We start from the raw sequence: 15,363 nt of genomic DNA on the forward strand, positions 1-15,363 counted from the left end.
ATTCCTTATGAAATCTGTACGTGTTCACCCCTCCTCCTCTTGCATTGCTACCCTAAGTAGCTCCTTGAGGCACCACCAGGCAAGCTTGGAATCCTCTGATGAAAATTTGCGTTGCCCAAAATCTTTCTCAACGGAACGCGGTAGCCTGCTGCGGAATCGATTCCATTCCTCTGCTGGCAAGAGAGCGCAAGCACACGCAATTAGTAACCAGCCAGAATTAAGAACTATAGTAGCAGATGAGCCATCGTCGCTTCCAGGCCACTGCTGCAGTTGACACTTCTGTGGGATATTTATCCTAAAACGCAAGGCCGCGGTATATGCAAAGTTAAGGACATCCTCCCCCAGTCCCTTTCTCAATTCTAACACTGTCTTGCGATCTACTGCCTTTCGAATCTCTTTAACAGCAACTAAAGCCCCGGCAAAGGCAGCGATCCGGCTAAGAAAGGAGGGATCACTGATGGCCAATTGCATAAGCGGGCTTTCCAGACTGGTCCAAACTCTTCCCTTCCAATCCCAAAGACCTCTAAAATGCTCATCTACATAAGCTTGCGCCCATGGACACCCCAAAATGGGATCACGCCACTCTGAAACGGTGCTTCCCCACTTTTCTGGATGCATTTGAAGAGTGGGATGACTGTGGAAATTAACCCATTGCCGAATTTCCCTAGGGGGGACAGTCTCCTGTAGCCAAGCACGCGCTATGCTGTCCCAATTCTCTTCAGGACTGACTAACTCAGGAAACCTGAGATCCGAGTACATGGCTTCTCTACTCAGAAGATACCACCATCCTTCTATCTCTGATTTCTTTAAAGAGCCAGAACAAGCCCCCCCCTACGATGACTCCGACTGCCACTGCTACCAAGATACTGATGCCCCATACCCTCCACAGTATATGAACCGAATCAGAGGAAACCTTTACGCCTAGGACTTTTGTTATGCTATCCACCGTTTCGACTGGAGAGTACAGGTCCATAACCCTAGATTCTACGATTGTTACGCTGATTCGGTTATAGGAAAGTCCCTCAACACTGTTCATGACAAGAGCCTTAATCTGTGGCAGTAAATGAGTGGCGTCAAAACCAGGCCGGCATTTGAGGAATACGGATGCAGAAGATGGTGTGCTGGTCTCAGAATAGGGGTTATTTTTTGGTAGAACCAGATTTACACGGGATGTCACTATTCCATCCAGGTGACTTAGTGTTTCTGCAATATCTTGGCTGAGTGCATACATGAAGCGGATCTTTTCCTCGGTAGGTGAGGAGACAATACCTGACTTGGAAAAAATTCTTCCAATTCCGCTAAAAGATTCCTGTGGGATGCCATACCATTGCAATAATTCAACTGCCTTGGCGAATTGGGACTTCGGCACCGCTACAGAAAAAAGCTTGTCCTTTCCTTGCAGTTTTATGGCCTGAATGTCTCGTGCGAGTAAAACACCAAGCATCGTATTAGCATCGGACTCCAAGAGGTTGCTATGGAGTTCTCGTGTTTCACAGCCTGTAAGAAATAGGGTGCAACACCATAGGAGGAATCCTATTCCTTGTCTCCGCCATTTTTTTCTTTTTCTTTTTTGATAGGCAGGATCCATCTCTTCTCTAGCGCTTTTCCCTGTATTCCCCCTTAGGGGTAAGAAATGCCGACGTTATTCTAGTCCAAATGCTAGTCTGAACGGAATAAGCGGCTTTCCCATCGGAGTTATGATTTACAATCGGGCGCTTGTCCCTCGTTTGGCTCTAAGACCAGATGGAGACCACAGAATTCCACAAGTCTCTGTGTCGCAAGAGATTCACAAAGAACATGAAGGGCCGCTCCATCCTGCATCAGCGGATCTATAAGATGGAACAGTCTCCTTAATTCCGAAAGTCTAGGTAATTCCTTGCCTTCCAAGAGAAGTGTGAGAGGTAGAGAGGCCCTATTTGCTTGCCTTCCTAAAGAGGCACACTGAGCTTCTACCTCTACCATTGATGGTGAATTAGTAGTCCATCGAATTAGATTTCCTTTTACATGGGGTTTCATAACACTCCTCTGTCGGGGTTCTCCCATGCCAATGGCAGACGCCAAACCTCAACGCCAACAGGCCGGACCGAGCAACTCTGAAAATTTAAGTAGATAAACAACTTCCACTCTACGCTCTTTCTACCTGCCAGTATTCCAGTTCCACTGGTGTATCACGCCCAAAGATGCTGACGGAAACTTGCAGTTTTCCACGATCCGGATCGATTTCTTCCACGACCCCATTCTGGCTTTGGAAAGGGCCATCCGCCACTTTGACTTTGTCTCCCACCTCAAAACTGACCTTGGGTTTAACTATGTCCTCCCGTTCTTTCATTTGTGCGAGCACACTCTCTATTTCCCTTTTCTGCATAGGAATTGGGCAGTCCCTCTTCCCTGCAAATCCTAGGACACCAGAGGTTTCCCGGATGAAATACCAGGTCTTTTCGACTAGATGATTGCTATCCGTAAGCAAATGCATATTGACAATGAGATAACCTGGAAAAAACTTACGAGCGCTTTCTGTCTTTCTCCCACGCCTAATTTCCTGTACTCGTTCTGTGGGAATTAAAACGTCGAAAACTAAATCAGACATTTCCTCTGCCTCAATGCGGCGGAGAATATTTTCCTGCACCTTCTGCTCCTGTCCGGAGAGAACGTGCACTACATACCACTGATCTTTTGGAGCTAAAGGCATTTTCTCTAAGTCTAAGCTTCTCTTATCTGTCAATCTATCACGGGGCCGTTAGGAGGCCTACTAGATTGACTACTATCAGATCAAAAGTTGCGACGTATCCACCAAGGAGCAGCATGGCCACGACCACCACCACTGTAGAATCACTCAGTTCTCTATAACGCTTAAAGCCTTTTTCACGGGGGTCCCAAGGCCATTGAGCTTTTCCCAACTCAGCCTTTACTTCTACGATGAACTTGCGGGTCCTTCCAATCATCTTGTAGTCCAAAGGAGCACCACTATCTCATGCCCAGGCCAGGAGGGACTTGAACCCACAACCAACGGTTTTGGAGACCGCTACTCTGCCAATTGAGCTACTGGCCTTAATATGGGTTCTAGCGTCCTCGCCTACTCTAGAACATCTGATACGCGACCTGCACCAACTGTACGACCGCCCTCACGAATAGCAAAGCGGATAGTCTTCTCCATTGCGATAGGAGCATCTAGCTCGACGTCAAGGGTAACATTATCCCCTGGCATCACCATTTCTATACCTTCAGGAAGCTGTACTTTCCCTGTCACGTCTGTGGTACGGAAGTAGAATTGAGGACGGTAGTTGCTGAAAAAAGGAGTGTGACGCCCCCCTTCATCCTTACTTAGAACATACACTTCTGCCTTGAATTTTTTGTGACCGGTAATGGAATTGGGTTTAGCAATGACCTGTCCGCGCTCAACTTCGTCCTTCTTGAGACCGCGCAGCAAAAGACCGACGTTGTCACCAGCGCGTGCTTCATCAAGAAGCTTACGGAACATTTCGATATCGGTTACGATGGTCTTCCTCGTTTTAGCATCCCTGGACAAACCGACAATCTCAACTTCTTCCATCTTTTTTAGGATGCCGCGCTCGACGCGCCCCGTAGCTACAGTTCCACGGCCTTCGATGTTAAAAACGTCTTCAATGGGCATCAAGAAAGGCTTATCAATGGGACGCTCTGGTGTAGGAATGTATTTGTCTACCGCTTCGATAAGCTCTAGAATCTGCCTTTCTCCTTCAGGATCGGCATTCAGGGCTTTCAAGGCACTTCCCTTAACAATGGGAATATCGTTTCCAGGGAAACCATACTTGGAAAGTAAGTCCCGTAGCTCCATTTCGACCAGCTCCAAGAGATCCGGGTCGTCTACCATGTCTACCTTGTTCAAAAAAACCACCACAGATGGCACACCAACTTGACGGGCAAGAAGGATGTGCTCACGAGTTTGCGGCATGGGGCCATCTGCTGCACTGCAGACGAGAATGGCACCATCCATCTGAGCTGCGCCGGTAATCATATTCTTCACATAATCTGCATGCCCCGGGCAATCTACATGGGCGTAGTGACGGTAGTCGCTTTCATACTCTACATGAGCAGTAGAAATGGTAATGCCACGTTCCTTCTCCTCTGGTGCAGCGTCAATCTCGTCATAAGCATACGCCTTGGCTTTTCCTCGCTTAGCAAGGCAAGTAGTAATCGCAGCAGTGAGAGTCGTCTTCCCATGGTCTACATGACCGATGGTCCCAACATTGCAGTGCAGTTTGTCTCTTTTAAATGCTTCTTTTGCCATCTGTTATGGATTTCGTTAGTGCTCGCGTTAGTTTTGCCTCTAAAGCCAGAGCTAGAGCCCATGACCGGGATTGAACCGGCGCCCTCGTCCTTACCAAGAACGTGCTCTGCCAACTGAGCTACATGGGCACAACCTGTCTTGAGCAAAAGACCTCGAGCTTCTTGTTCCCTGGGGAAAGCTAGAAAACCCACCTCCTGCTTCAGCCTACGCAAAGCGGAGGAGGAACATCCATTTCCCTTCCCAAGGGGAGGAGGGAGCCTAGGCTAACCGATTAGGCAGTTCTGTCAAAACAAAATCCAACGAGACAAAAACTTCTCACCCGTCGGGTTGGTCTATGTAAGGGCCACATGATTAGCCAACGAGCTGCTCCGCGAACGCCCCTCCTTTTTTAGGTTATGCCCACTCTCCCACTCTCTCCTTCCATCTGCATCCTCTTCCTACAGGAGGGCACCAAGAAATGGGAAATCTAAAGATTGCTATCTACCTTCCGCAAGCTGTCTATCCATTTCCGCTGATGGGATTCATTGTATGTTGTCAAAAAAATAGTTAAAATCTTAGCTAAGGGATCCCGTTATGTTGCAGAATAGTTTTTGATGTTGCTTGTGGACAGCAGAGGTAGCAAGGAAGCGCCGGAACATGTGAACGTACAGCCTGTTTGCCTTATTCGCAACGAAAGCGCATTTATGACTCTTAGAAGGAAGTTTCTTACCAACGCCATTGGCTTGTTAAGCCGCGCTGTGTTTGCTACGCTGCGCCTGCGGCTGGAGGATCATTCAGGATTTACAGTGGATCCCCCAAGTTTCCCGGTGATTATCGCTTTCTGGCACAATCGGATTCTTGCTGTTATTCTGGCCTTTTTGCGGAAGTATCCCGCTTGCCGGCGTGGTATCTTCGCGCTCGCTAGCCCAAGTCAGGATGGGGAAATCCTTGCTGCAGTTATGGCTGCTTTTTGTATAGGAGCGGTCCGTGGTTCGAGCTCCCGCCGTGGTTCTCAAGCCCTCTTGGGGCTTACTACAAAGTTGCAACAAGGATTTGACATTGCTGTTACCCCTGATGGCCCTCGTGGTCCACGGTATCACCTTCACCCTGGCTTGCTTTTCCTTGCTAGCACTACAGGGGCCCGTATCCTTCCCATACACGTCAACTTCTCCTGTGCCATCACCCTTAGAAGCTGGGATAAATTCCGCATTCCTCTCCCTTTTTCACGAGTAGAAGTAGTTATCGCGCCCTATGAAATACTCGCTAAGGACATTAGACGGAGCACCCTAGAGGTTGAACGTGCCCGCATCGAAACCCTACTAAAAAATGAAGCTGATTGACGGAATTGCTGTCGCGAAAAAAGTTCACGAGGAAACTCGTACTAGGATCGCAGCACTTTCTTGTCGCGGGTTACGCCCCGGACTGGCGGTTGTCCTAGTCGGTGACCGACCAGCCTCACGGGTATACGTCAGGAAAAAGGCTGAGCAATGTGCCAAACTAGGATTTCACTCACTCAGGTTAGAGCTTCCAGACACCATTACTCAACAAGAATTAGTTGCTCATATCGCTGTGCTAAACGCTGATCCGAAGATTCATGGTATCCTTATCCAGTCTCCTACTCCCCCTCACATCAATGAAATTGAGGTTGCACATGCTATTGATCCGAGGAAGGATGTAGACGGGCTCCATCCCGTCAATGTTGCAAAACTTGCGCTAGAGGATCCCTCTGGGTTGGTCCCCTGTACTCCCCTTGGATGTAGACGCCTCCTCTTAGAGTACCAGGTTCCCATTAGCGGCGCCCATGCAGTCATTCTTGGCCGCAGCAGGATTGTCGGGAAACCCCTTTCCCTTTTGCTTATGTCAAAGGGGGCTGGAGGGGATGCCACGGTCACAGTTGTCCACTCACGCACTCGCAATTTGGAAAAAATTACCTGCCAAGCTGACATCCTCATCTCTGCCATAGGTCGACCTCATTTTCTCAGTGGACGACATGTTTGCGAAGGTGCGGTGGTAATTGACGTTGGAATTAATCGTGTAGAATGTCCAGGAACTCAGTCGGGGTATCACTTAGTCGGTGATGCTAATTTTAAGCAAGTTGCCCCTAAGTGTTCACTGATTACTCCATCTCCTGGAGGAGTGGGCCCAATGACCATAGCTATGCTCCTTTCCAATACCGTCAAAGCGTGTTGTCAAATCCATGGTTTACATTTGTAGATTCATCCCCCCCCCTACCATATGTAGGAAGCCTCCTAAACCTTATTTCATCCCCGTCCCAAAGAAGAGGCTGAGCCGATGCTTCTGTAGGCTAGATTCTTTCGAGCTACCTACAAGTTATGCGCATGCAAATATGTACAAAGCGGGTCTCTTCCATTCTTAAAACCCAGCACACTCCTAAGTAGCACGAGCCAGCTGCAAAAATAATAGTCAATAGAGATACACCGCGTATCCATAGATGAGGAGAAAAAATCCACCTGTTTCCCAGGTGGGTCAGCCCCCAACAAACTATTGCCATAATCAGTGCAGAAACAAGTGTACGCAGTATTGTGGAGATAAACTGTGAGCTCTCTAGGCCTCCGGTGTAGAGCCTCATTCTACAGTAGAGAGCCCCAAAATTAAAACAAGCTGATAAAGCTGTGGAAAGTGCAAGACCACGATAGCCAAGGCCGAACTGAAAAATGAGGAACCAATTAAGAAGAAAGTTGAGCCCAATAGACAAAAAGCTGACGAACGCAGGTTCCCACTTACAGTCCAAGGCATAGAAGGCAGGGGAAAGCACTTTGGTGCAAGAATAACTGACCAGACCTAATGCATAAAATTGTAGGGCTATTGTAGTATGTAGGGTGTCATCCAGGCAAAATTTCCCGTGCTGATAGACTAAGCTAACAATAGGGGTGGATAGAAAAATAAGTCCGACTGCTGAAGGGAGAGTAAGAAAGACTGACAAACGCATTGCCTTAGCTAGCGTCTCACGCAGTAGGACCGTTTCTCTATCAGCTGCTAGCTTGGATACTGTTGGCAAGGTAACTGTTGCCACTGCCATGCCAAAAACACCGAGTGGGAACTGCATTAGACGAAACGCACAAGTTAACCAACTGATAGTTCCATCCTCTAGCCAAGAGGCGAAAATACTGTTGACCATTACATTAACTTGGACCGCACCAGCAGCTAGAGTAGCTGGAGCCATTAGTGCCAGGATAGCCCGCAGATCTGAGTCGCGGCGCCACGTGCAGAGGCGGACCGGGCAAAAGGAAAATCCAGCCTTTCGCAGTGGGGAAAGCTGCACAATGAGCTGAAGTATCCCACCTATTAGGATTCCTATAGCTAGACCAACCAGTGACTTTTCACTAAAAGAAGGGTCTAGCATCCAACTAAGAAATACTCCTGCACCAATAAATCCTAGATTAAAAAAGCTTGACGCTATAGCGGGAACACCAAAAACATTGCTGACATTGAGCATTCCCGTCACCAATGCGGCTAGCGAAACCAACAGAATGAACGGAAACATAATCCGACACAGCAAAACAGTTAGTTGCGCTTTTTCCTCTGGAAATCCTGGAGCAAGCACCCCAATGATAAACTGGGCTCCGGCCATACCAAGAAGTACAACCGTACTCATGAATACTGTGGCCCATATGACTACACGAGATGCCAGGAGCCATGCGGACTTCTTTCCTTCCTTTGCCATTTTTCTGGAGAAAAGAGTCACAAAGGCTGTAGATAGTGCCCCTTCTGCAAACAAGTCACGTAAAAGGTTAGGAGCACGAAACGCCGTAAGAAAGGCATCCATGCTGCGTCCTGCCCCAAAAAGGGACGCCAGAGTCAGTTCTCTTACTAAACCAGCAACCCTGCCACACAGGATAGCGCTAGCTACGACGCCCACTGCTTGGGTACTTGAGTGGTGGTGTTTGGCCATAGGAAAAGAAACATTTTCTGGAAGCTAAGGTAGCCTTAGTAAGCCTTTCCATAATGGCTGCCCACAAACCTCCCTGTTTAGGAAGGCGCTCGACAAGAATGAGTTCTACCCCATATTCATCCAGCCTCCGCAAGCTAGCATAAAGCCTAGCTGCTGCTTCACGAAGGTCGCGGCGGCGGCTTAAGTACACGACAACTGCGAAATCCTCTCCGGAGGCCCGCCAAGCAAGCAATCCTGCTCGTATCCCACTAGGCGGTGGGGTACCATCCCAGAATTGGCAGGGGGTTTTCGGTGCATAGTGGCTTCCGAGCGACCCCGGTACTATCCTCGTCTCCGAGGAGTCTTGTACAGGAGAAAACGCTTCTAGCTCCTCCCTTGTTATGGGGCCATTTCGGTGTAGGAATAGATGACCGTCCCTAAGAGAGACGATGGTAGACTCAATGCCGTGTAGACAGGGTCCACCGTCGACCACTAGTGGAATCCTACCGTTAAGTTCAGACAAAACATGAACAGCCCGTGTTGGACTAATCCTCCCGAAACGGTTGGCGCTTGGTGCAGCTAAAGGGCGCTCTAACCTCTGAACAACTTTCTGGAACACAGGATGTGCGCTAATCCGTACCGCCACTGTATCCTGGCCAGCAGTCACGATGTCTGGTACCATCGGAGTACGAGGTAGAACCAACGTCAGTGGGCCCGGCCAAAAGGTCTCTATCAAACGCTGTGCGAGCAGAGGGAATGTACAAAGAGATGCTAACCAGTCAGTTGTCGGCAAGTGGACAATCAGTGGATCATAAAGCGGACGCTCCTTGGCCTCAAATATTCTCGCACAAGCCACTGGATTTAAAGCATCAGCCGCCAGGCCGTACACTGTTTCCGTAGGAAGTGCGACTATTTCTCCCTCCACGAGCCAACGGACGGCCTCCTCTATGTATTTTCCTCCTGTTTCTGCAGAAACCACATGGGTTTTCACTGTATCTCTCCTTATCTGGTTGCTGCCACCTTCCGAAAGACATTAGCCTAACAGAACGAGTCTCCTTTGGCAGAGAAGTGAGCTAACTCTCGTACGAACAGAATTCACGTCCTGCTAGCTGCGAATTACAGCAGCAAGAAAAACGCGGCCCTCCCTACTACATGGAACCACGGCAATTTGAAATCAAAATGTAGATGTAGATACAGCCCAGAAGTTGCAACCAACGCTTGTGCTACACAAGGTACGAGCAAGGAAAGAAGTTCCTCTCGGAATCTCCATGGGAAATTCCCAGCCCTTCCTGCAATTTTTTCACCAGAACTCCGATCAATCTGGCTACCAGAGGGAGATGGAAAGTTCCTGTGGCGGCTTTAAAAGAAATGCTTTCGTTCTTCCAAAGATGATACCGTTCAGCGTAGAATGCCCGTGTGGGGTGCTCTAATCACTCAGGAAGGTCACGTCATGCAACCTGGACTAGCATTGAACAACATTCTTCTTATCGGTTTTATGGGTTCAGGGAAGAGCTCAATAGGTAGGCGGCTTGCCGCCTTCCAGAGGAGGCGTTTTGTAGATACTGACAAGGAAGTTGTTGACATCTGTGGATCGGCCATTTGCACACTCTTCTCCCTGAGAGGAGAAGAGGAGTTCCGGAGCTGGGAGTCCGGTGTATTGCATCGCCTGTCTAGCCAGCAGGGCATGGTTCTGTCCACTGGAGGCGGAATAGTACTTCTGGAAGAGAATCGTGTTTTGCTGCGAAGGATGGGAATAGTAGTCTGGCTAGATGCCGCCGCAGATGTTCTTTTTGAGCGAGCTATGCGCTCCCAAGAGCGCCCCTTACTTCAGGGTAAGAACCCGCGGGAAAAATTCAATTCCCTCTTGGACGCACGGAGAAATTTATATCGCGGACTTGCGGATCTTTATGTCGATTCCTCCCGTTTAAGCCATGAAGGAGCCGCGCTAAAGATCGTAGAAGGCATTACTGGTTGGAAACACAAAAACCCTTGTCATATACCATTGACGTTTTCTGGAGGAGGAGGTTATACCCCATTGGACTTGCAAGGTAAGCTTCACACTAGGAGTAAAATAAAATGATAAACGTTGGTATCAACGGATTCGGTAGAATCGGTCGATTGGTTTTCCGGGCCATCCTGGAACAGGGACTGCTTGGAAAGACGGTTCAAGTAGTAGCTATCAATGACTTAGTAGCCGCTAACAATTTGGCTTACCTCCTCAAATACGACTCCACGCAGGGGAGATTTTTGGGTGAAGTATGTAGCGAAAAGTCATCCCCTGTTGTGAGGGACGATGACGTTTTAATCGTAGGGGGTCATAGGATACCGTGCTTATCCATCAAAGATGGGCCTTCTGCTCTCCCCTGGGGATCTCTAGGTGCGGATATTATTATCGAGAGCACTGGGTTGTTTACAGAAGCTATGCAGGCTAGAGGACACCTAGATGCTGGTGCCGGACGGGTGATTATCTCTGCCCCAGCTAGGGGGGAGGATATTACTATTGTAATGGGTGTTAACCACACAAAGTACGATCCTAAAAAACACCGCATTATCTCTAATGCCAGCTGTACTACCAATTGCCTTGCCCCATTGATCCACGTGCTTTTTCAAGAAGACATAGGGTTGGAGGAGGGTCTCCTTACCACTGTCCACAGCTATACGGCTACACAGAAAGCGGTGGATAGTCCCTCAAAAAGGGATTGGAAGGGAGGGCGCTCAGCAGCAATTAACATTATCCCAGCTACTACTGGGGCAGCAGAGGCTGTTGCCTTTGTAATTCCAGAGGTTCAAGGCAAGCTTACTGGTATGGCGTTTCGTGTCCCAACACCCACGGTTTCTGTAGTTGACCTCACCGTACGTACATCTAGAGAGACTAGTTACCGAGAAATTTGCGATGCTATGAGGAGAGCAAGCAAGACCTATTTGAGTGGCATCTTGGCTACTACTAGCGATGAGGTAGTCAGTAGCGATTTCATTCATGATACTCGTTCTAGCATTTTTGATGCTGGATCTGGTATTGAACTAAATAGCAGATTCTTTAAGCTCATCAGCTGGTACGACAATGAGTGGGGTTACTCAAATCGATGTGTGGATTTGCTGCGTCATATTGGTAATGTAGACTCCGGTGGCTGCTAAGCTCTCTATCCGCCACCTCAGCGTTCGTGGGAAGCGCGTACTGGTCCGCGTGGACTTTAATGTACCTATTGAGGGCTCTTGCGTCACCGATGACACGCGCATCGTGGAGAGCTTGCCGACGCTACTCTTTTTAAGGGAGAAAAGAGCACGCATCATTTTGTTAGCCCATCTTGGGCGTCCTGGGGGTAAGCCGGTTGCAGGATTATCTCTCGAGCCGGTGTTTAAACATCTTCGAAAGCTGCTCGATGACAGCAGGAATATCTTCTTTTGTCCAGAGTGTATAGGTCCACTTGCTGAAGCAGCAGTGCTTGCACTGAAAGATGGTGACATTCTTCTTTTAGAGAACGTCCGTTTCCATGCTGGGGAAGAGGCAAACAATTCCACGTTCTCTGCAGAACTTGCTCAGCTCGGAGAGATCTATATCAACGACGCTTTTGGCGCTGCTCACCGTGCTCATGCCTCAACTGTAGGTATATCCTCCCATCTTCCTTTTTCCGCCACTGGTCTACTTGTAGAAAAGGAACTTTATTATTTGCAGGGACAGCTCGAAAGCCCAAAGAGACCCTTCTTAGTCCTACTAGGGGGTTCAAAAGTATCAGACAAGATTGGCGTTATTGAAGCCCTTATGGAAAGGGCAGACAAATTTCTAATTGGGGGGGCTATGGCTTATACCTTTTTAAAGGTTCAAGGAATACCAGTTGGGGATAGCCTGGTAGAGGTAGATGATTTTGGTCTTGCTGGAAAGCTCCTGACCCTATCAAAGGATAGTGGTGTCGAGTTACTCCTTCCACTAGATGCTGTTGAGACCCTAGAAATCCAACCTGGAGCAGTCTGTAGGAACACCCCCGTTTTCTCTCAGAGAAGGGGTGTTACTCGCGGTTGGATTGGGGTAGATATTGGAGTAAAAACGCGAGCTCTTTACTCCGCAGAGATTGCACGCGCGGCTACCATTTTATGGAACGGCCCTCTGGGCGTTTTTGAGATCCGAGAATTTTCCTCCGGGACACGTATTGCTGCAGAAGCAATTGCTGCCAACTCTCTATCTGTCTCCATAATAGGGGGAGGAGATTCTGTCGCTGCAGTGAGAAGTTTTGATCTAGGAAATAAAATGACTTTCCTCTCCACAGGAGGTGGGGCTTCCTTAAGGCTCCTGGAAGGACGCCCTTTGCCCGGTATTGACACACTTACAGAGAAAAAATAGAGCAGTCTATGCGCAAGAAAATTATTGCCGCCAACTGGAAAATGTACATGACAGTGACAGAAACTGAGAATTTTTATCGCGCTTTTGCTGCTGAAATTCCGCAGAACAACCGATTCGAAATTCTCATTGCTCCTCCTGCTACAGCGTTGGCGAAACTCTCTGAGCTTAACGCTCGTGCTTCCCAAAGAATCCGGCTTGCTGCACAAAACATGTTTTATGAGGAATCTGGAGCTTACACTGGAGAAATTAGTCCTACGATGCTTAGGGAGCTGTTTGTCCGATACGTTATCCTGGGACACAGCGAACGTCGACAGATTTTTGGGGAAAGTGACGCCCTGGTTGCTAGAAAGGTCCGCGCGGCTTTACACTACAAATTACGTCCCATTCTTTGTGTCGGAGAAACACGTGAACAACGAGAAGCTGGGAAGGAAAAAGAAATTTTGGAACGGCAGTTACGTGTTGCTTTACAAGGAGTAGAATCTTCAAGCTTAGAAAGCATTGTTGTTGCTTACGAGCCTATTTGGGCTATTGGTGCAGAGAGGAGCGCAGTTCCAGAACAGACACAGCAGTTACATGCCTTCATCCGTTGCGTTCTCACTTACCTTTCCAATGCGGCTGTCGCTGAAAAAATTCCAATCCAATATGGAGGGAGCGTTAACACCGGCAATGTAGCCGAATTTCTCTCACAGCCAGACATTGATGGGGCACTTATTGGCAGGGCTAGTTTAGAAGCGCGTAAGTTCGCGGACATAATAAAAGCAGCTAACAAACTATCCTAGGGTATCTCTTCCCATTTTTATCTTAGAAAGTTACCCATGCCTGTACTTATTGTGGGGTCTATCGCCATAGACCACGTCAAAACGCCTTACAAAGAAAAGCAGAATCTTCTGGGTGGTTCCGCATCTTATGCCGCTATTGCAGCTAGTTTTTTTTCACCAGTACAACTTGTAGGAGTTGTGGGTGAAGATTTTCCAGAGAAATACCGGAGTTTACTAGCCTCCAGATTGGTTAGCCTAGAAGGACTACAGATTGCAAAAGGAAAAACCTTCCGGTGGTCTGGAATCTACCATAGCAACATGGACCGACGGACGACACTTGCCACAAGGCCAAATGTGCTTCAAAATTTTTCCCCAACCCTTCCTGAAGTCTACCAGACCACTCCGTATGTGCTGTTGGCCAATGTTGCACCCAGCCTCCAGCACCATACCCTAGATCAAGTGAAGTCTCCCCTCTTTGTCGTGGCAAGCACCATGGATTTTTGGATAAAAAAGGCCAAGAAGGCTCTGCTGTCCCTACTAAGACGCGTGAACATGCTCATTGTCAATGAGCACGAAGTGCAAGAGTTGACTGGGGCAACAAACCTAATATGTGCCGGTCATCTTATTCTGAAGATGGGACCAGAGTTTGTGGTTCTCAGCAAGGGGGAACACGGAGCTTTGCTTTTCAGCAAAAGTTCCCTCTTCAGCTGTCCAGCATATCCGTTGGAAACAGTCTACGATCCCACCGGTGCTGGAGATACTTTCGCAGGTGGGGTGATAGGCTACCTCGCTAGTATCTGCAACGAAAAAAATTCTTCCAAAATTACTTTTGAAAAGCTGCGTTTGGCTGTTGTCTACGGCACAATCCTAGCTAGCTTCAGCGTTGAAGCCTTCAGTTTAGGGCGTTTGCACGCACTCACTCAGCCAGACATAGAGAAGCGGTACAATTCTCTTCACGCTCTGAGCCAATTTCCTTAACCGGGAACACGTTTGGCTCAGTTATTTGCGCATGATACTGGTTACGCTCTCTGGCACACTGTATGTTCAGCACACGGTCCGGGGGAGCCTGCACAGCAAATTTGGGGGTAACAATGCTTTTTGCTCCTTATGGGAGAGAACCTTTCATAGGCACAAGGAGATGAGAAACGCTTTGGCCTATTTTTGTAGGGCTGAATGTATATACGATTCAGTGCAGGGGGAGGAAAAAATAATAGCGTGCCACGATAGAGACTAATTTGTGACTCTCACTTTTGCGGGACGCACTTCAGAGAAGTTTCATTGATCTTTCCCAAGCAATCCATTTGGTCATGGCCAATCCCTCCCAGCGTCTAGCCTTCCCCCCCCCCCTTTAGTGTACTTTCCTCCGACAGTCCACAGGCTATCTTGGATCCATAAGCACTGTCTTGCAGGTAGATTTACGACGAGTAACCAGAAAATCTAGAGAACCCACTGCTTTTTCCATATAGCTGTAAGCGCCGATCATGAAGGAAAAGAGTTTCACAGATGAACGGAAGGATTATCGTCTTGGACGGTTGCGAAAAAAGGACCTATCCTCTGATCCTATAGACCAATTTTACCTCTGGCTTAATGAGGCCTTCGTCGCAAAGATAGCAGAGCCAACTGCAATGAGCCTAGCTACCGTTGGCCTAGATGGAAGCCCACTCCTTCGAACCGTTTTGCTAAAGAGAGTAGACCACCGCGGTTTTATATTTTTTACCAATCTGAAGAGCCGCAAAGCTAGCCAGCTGCAAAAGAATGCGACTGCCGCGCTGTTGTTTCCTTGGCTACTCTTGGAACGCCAAGTCATCATTACTGGAAGGGCTCAGCCATTATCTTCCACAGAAGCCTCTGAATATTTTCTCTCCCGTCCCCGTAAGAGTCAGCTCTCCACCTGGGCATCCCCCCAAAGCCAAATTGTCCCTTCCCGGACGTACCTAGAAAGAGAGTGGGAAATCATTGAGAGCAAATTTGGAGAGGGAGAAATCCCAGTACCTCCCTTTTGGGGTGGCTTTTGTGTGACTCCGCAAACAATTGAATTCTGGCAGGGTGGGCAGCATCGCCTTCATGATCGCTTACAGTATAGAAAAGATACTCAGAATGTTTGGATAATCGATCGCCTTGCTCCGTGAAG

15 protein-coding genes and 2 tRNA genes are annotated in these 15,363 nt (G+C 48.4%); 8 read left to right on the forward strand and 9 right to left on the reverse strand.

Annotation, left to right across the window (positions count from 1 at the left end):
- Positions 1-24: 24 nt before the first annotated feature.
- The 7 genes from AMD24_RS03690 to AMD24_RS03725 form a co-directional block, all read right to left on the reverse strand.
- Positions 25-759, reverse strand: coding sequence for a SctK family type III secretion system sorting platform protein (locus AMD24_RS03690; protein WP_062100712.1), 735 nt, complete (start codon positions 757-759; stop codon positions 25-27).
- Positions 760-766: 7 nt separating this feature from the next.
- Positions 767-1,588, reverse strand: coding sequence for a type III secretion system inner membrane ring lipoprotein SctJ (gene sctJ / locus AMD24_RS03695; RefSeq protein WP_062100713.1), 822 nt, complete (start codon positions 1,586-1,588; stop codon positions 767-769).
- A 537-nt stretch (positions 1,589-2,125) separates the two neighbouring features.
- Positions 2,126-2,689, reverse strand: a complete 564-nt coding sequence (nusG, locus tag AMD24_RS03705) for a transcription termination/antitermination protein NusG (protein ID WP_062100903.1) — start codon at positions 2,687-2,689, stop codon at positions 2,126-2,128.
- 37 nt (positions 2,690-2,726) lie between these two features.
- Complete coding sequence (locus AMD24_RS03710; RefSeq protein ID WP_062100904.1) at positions 2,727-2,942, reverse strand: preprotein translocase subunit SecE; 216 nt, start codon at positions 2,940-2,942, stop codon at positions 2,727-2,729.
- Between the two features lie 34 nt (positions 2,943-2,976).
- Positions 2,977-3,049 (reverse strand) — tRNA-Trp (locus AMD24_RS03715).
- Between the two features lie 24 nt (positions 3,050-3,073).
- Entirely contained in the window at positions 3,074-4,267 is a 1,194-nt protein-coding gene (gene tuf, locus AMD24_RS03720; RefSeq protein ID WP_062100715.1) for an elongation factor Tu, read from the reverse strand.
- A gap of 55 nt (positions 4,268-4,322) precedes the next feature.
- Positions 4,323-4,395, reverse strand: a tRNA-Thr gene (locus AMD24_RS03725).
- Positions 4,396-4,860: 465 nt separating this feature from the next.
- Between AMD24_RS03725 and AMD24_RS03730 the strand changes: the two genes are divergently transcribed.
- Positions 4,861-5,586: a lysophospholipid acyltransferase family protein gene (locus AMD24_RS03730; RefSeq protein WP_062100716.1), complete on the forward strand. Its 726-nt coding sequence runs from the start codon at positions 4,861-4,863 to the stop codon at positions 5,584-5,586.
- A complete protein-coding gene (locus AMD24_RS03735) occupies positions 5,573-6,460 on the forward strand; it encodes a bifunctional 5,10-methylenetetrahydrofolate dehydrogenase/5,10-methenyltetrahydrofolate cyclohydrolase (RefSeq protein WP_062100717.1) in 888 nt (295 codons plus the stop codon). Before AMD24_RS03730 ends, AMD24_RS03735 begins: the two co-directional genes overlap by 14 nt.
- A 106-nt stretch (positions 6,461-6,566) precedes the next feature.
- On the opposite strand, the gene murJ is transcribed toward AMD24_RS03735, so the two are convergent.
- Together murJ and AMD24_RS03745 are read right to left on the reverse strand one after the other, a co-directional pair.
- Entirely contained in the window at positions 6,567-8,159 is a 1,593-nt protein-coding gene (murJ, locus tag AMD24_RS03740) for a murein biosynthesis integral membrane protein MurJ (protein WP_062100718.1), read from the reverse strand.
- Positions 8,110-9,129 carry an L-threonylcarbamoyladenylate synthase gene (locus AMD24_RS03745; RefSeq protein WP_235503183.1) on the reverse strand — a complete coding sequence of 340 codons (1,020 nt, stop codon included), beginning with the start codon at positions 9,127-9,129 and terminating at the stop codon, positions 8,110-8,112. The genes murJ and AMD24_RS03745 overlap by 50 nt, the downstream gene beginning before the upstream one ends.
- 423 nt (positions 9,130-9,552) lie before the next feature.
- Between AMD24_RS03745 and AMD24_RS03750 the strand changes: the two genes are divergently transcribed.
- From AMD24_RS03750 to pdxH, 6 genes are all read left to right on the forward strand, one after another.
- On the forward strand, positions 9,553-10,218 hold the full coding sequence (locus AMD24_RS03750) for a shikimate kinase (RefSeq protein WP_158404390.1): 666 nt from the start codon (positions 9,553-9,555) through the stop codon (positions 10,216-10,218).
- Positions 10,215-11,273 (forward strand): type I glyceraldehyde-3-phosphate dehydrogenase, encoded by a 1,059-nt coding sequence (gap, locus tag AMD24_RS03755; protein WP_062100720.1) that lies wholly within the window; start codon positions 10,215-10,217, stop codon positions 11,271-11,273. Before AMD24_RS03750 ends, gap begins: the two co-directional genes overlap by 4 nt.
- Positions 11,263-12,474 carry a phosphoglycerate kinase gene (locus AMD24_RS03760; protein ID WP_082383058.1) on the forward strand — a complete coding sequence of 404 codons (1,212 nt, stop codon included), beginning with the start codon at positions 11,263-11,265 and terminating at the stop codon, positions 12,472-12,474. The genes gap and AMD24_RS03760 overlap by 11 nt, the downstream gene beginning before the upstream one ends.
- 8 nt (positions 12,475-12,482) lie before the next feature.
- Positions 12,483-13,253, forward strand: coding sequence for a triose-phosphate isomerase (gene tpiA, locus AMD24_RS03765; RefSeq protein WP_062100721.1), 771 nt, complete (start codon positions 12,483-12,485; stop codon positions 13,251-13,253).
- A gap of 36 nt (positions 13,254-13,289) precedes the next feature.
- Positions 13,290-14,210, forward strand: coding sequence for a PfkB family carbohydrate kinase (locus AMD24_RS03770; protein ID WP_062100722.1), 921 nt, complete (start codon positions 13,290-13,292; stop codon positions 14,208-14,210).
- A 503-nt stretch (positions 14,211-14,713) separates the two neighbouring features.
- Positions 14,714-15,361 (forward strand): pyridoxamine 5'-phosphate oxidase, encoded by a 648-nt coding sequence (gene pdxH, locus AMD24_RS03775; protein WP_062100723.1) that lies wholly within the window; start codon positions 14,714-14,716, stop codon positions 15,359-15,361.
- The last annotated feature ends 2 nt before the right edge of the window (positions 15,362-15,363 follow it).

Source organism: Candidatus Xiphinematobacter sp. Idaho Grape, assembly GCF_001318295.1.
Lineage (GTDB): Bacteria > Verrucomicrobiota > Verrucomicrobiia > Chthoniobacterales > Xiphinematobacteraceae > Xiphinematobacter.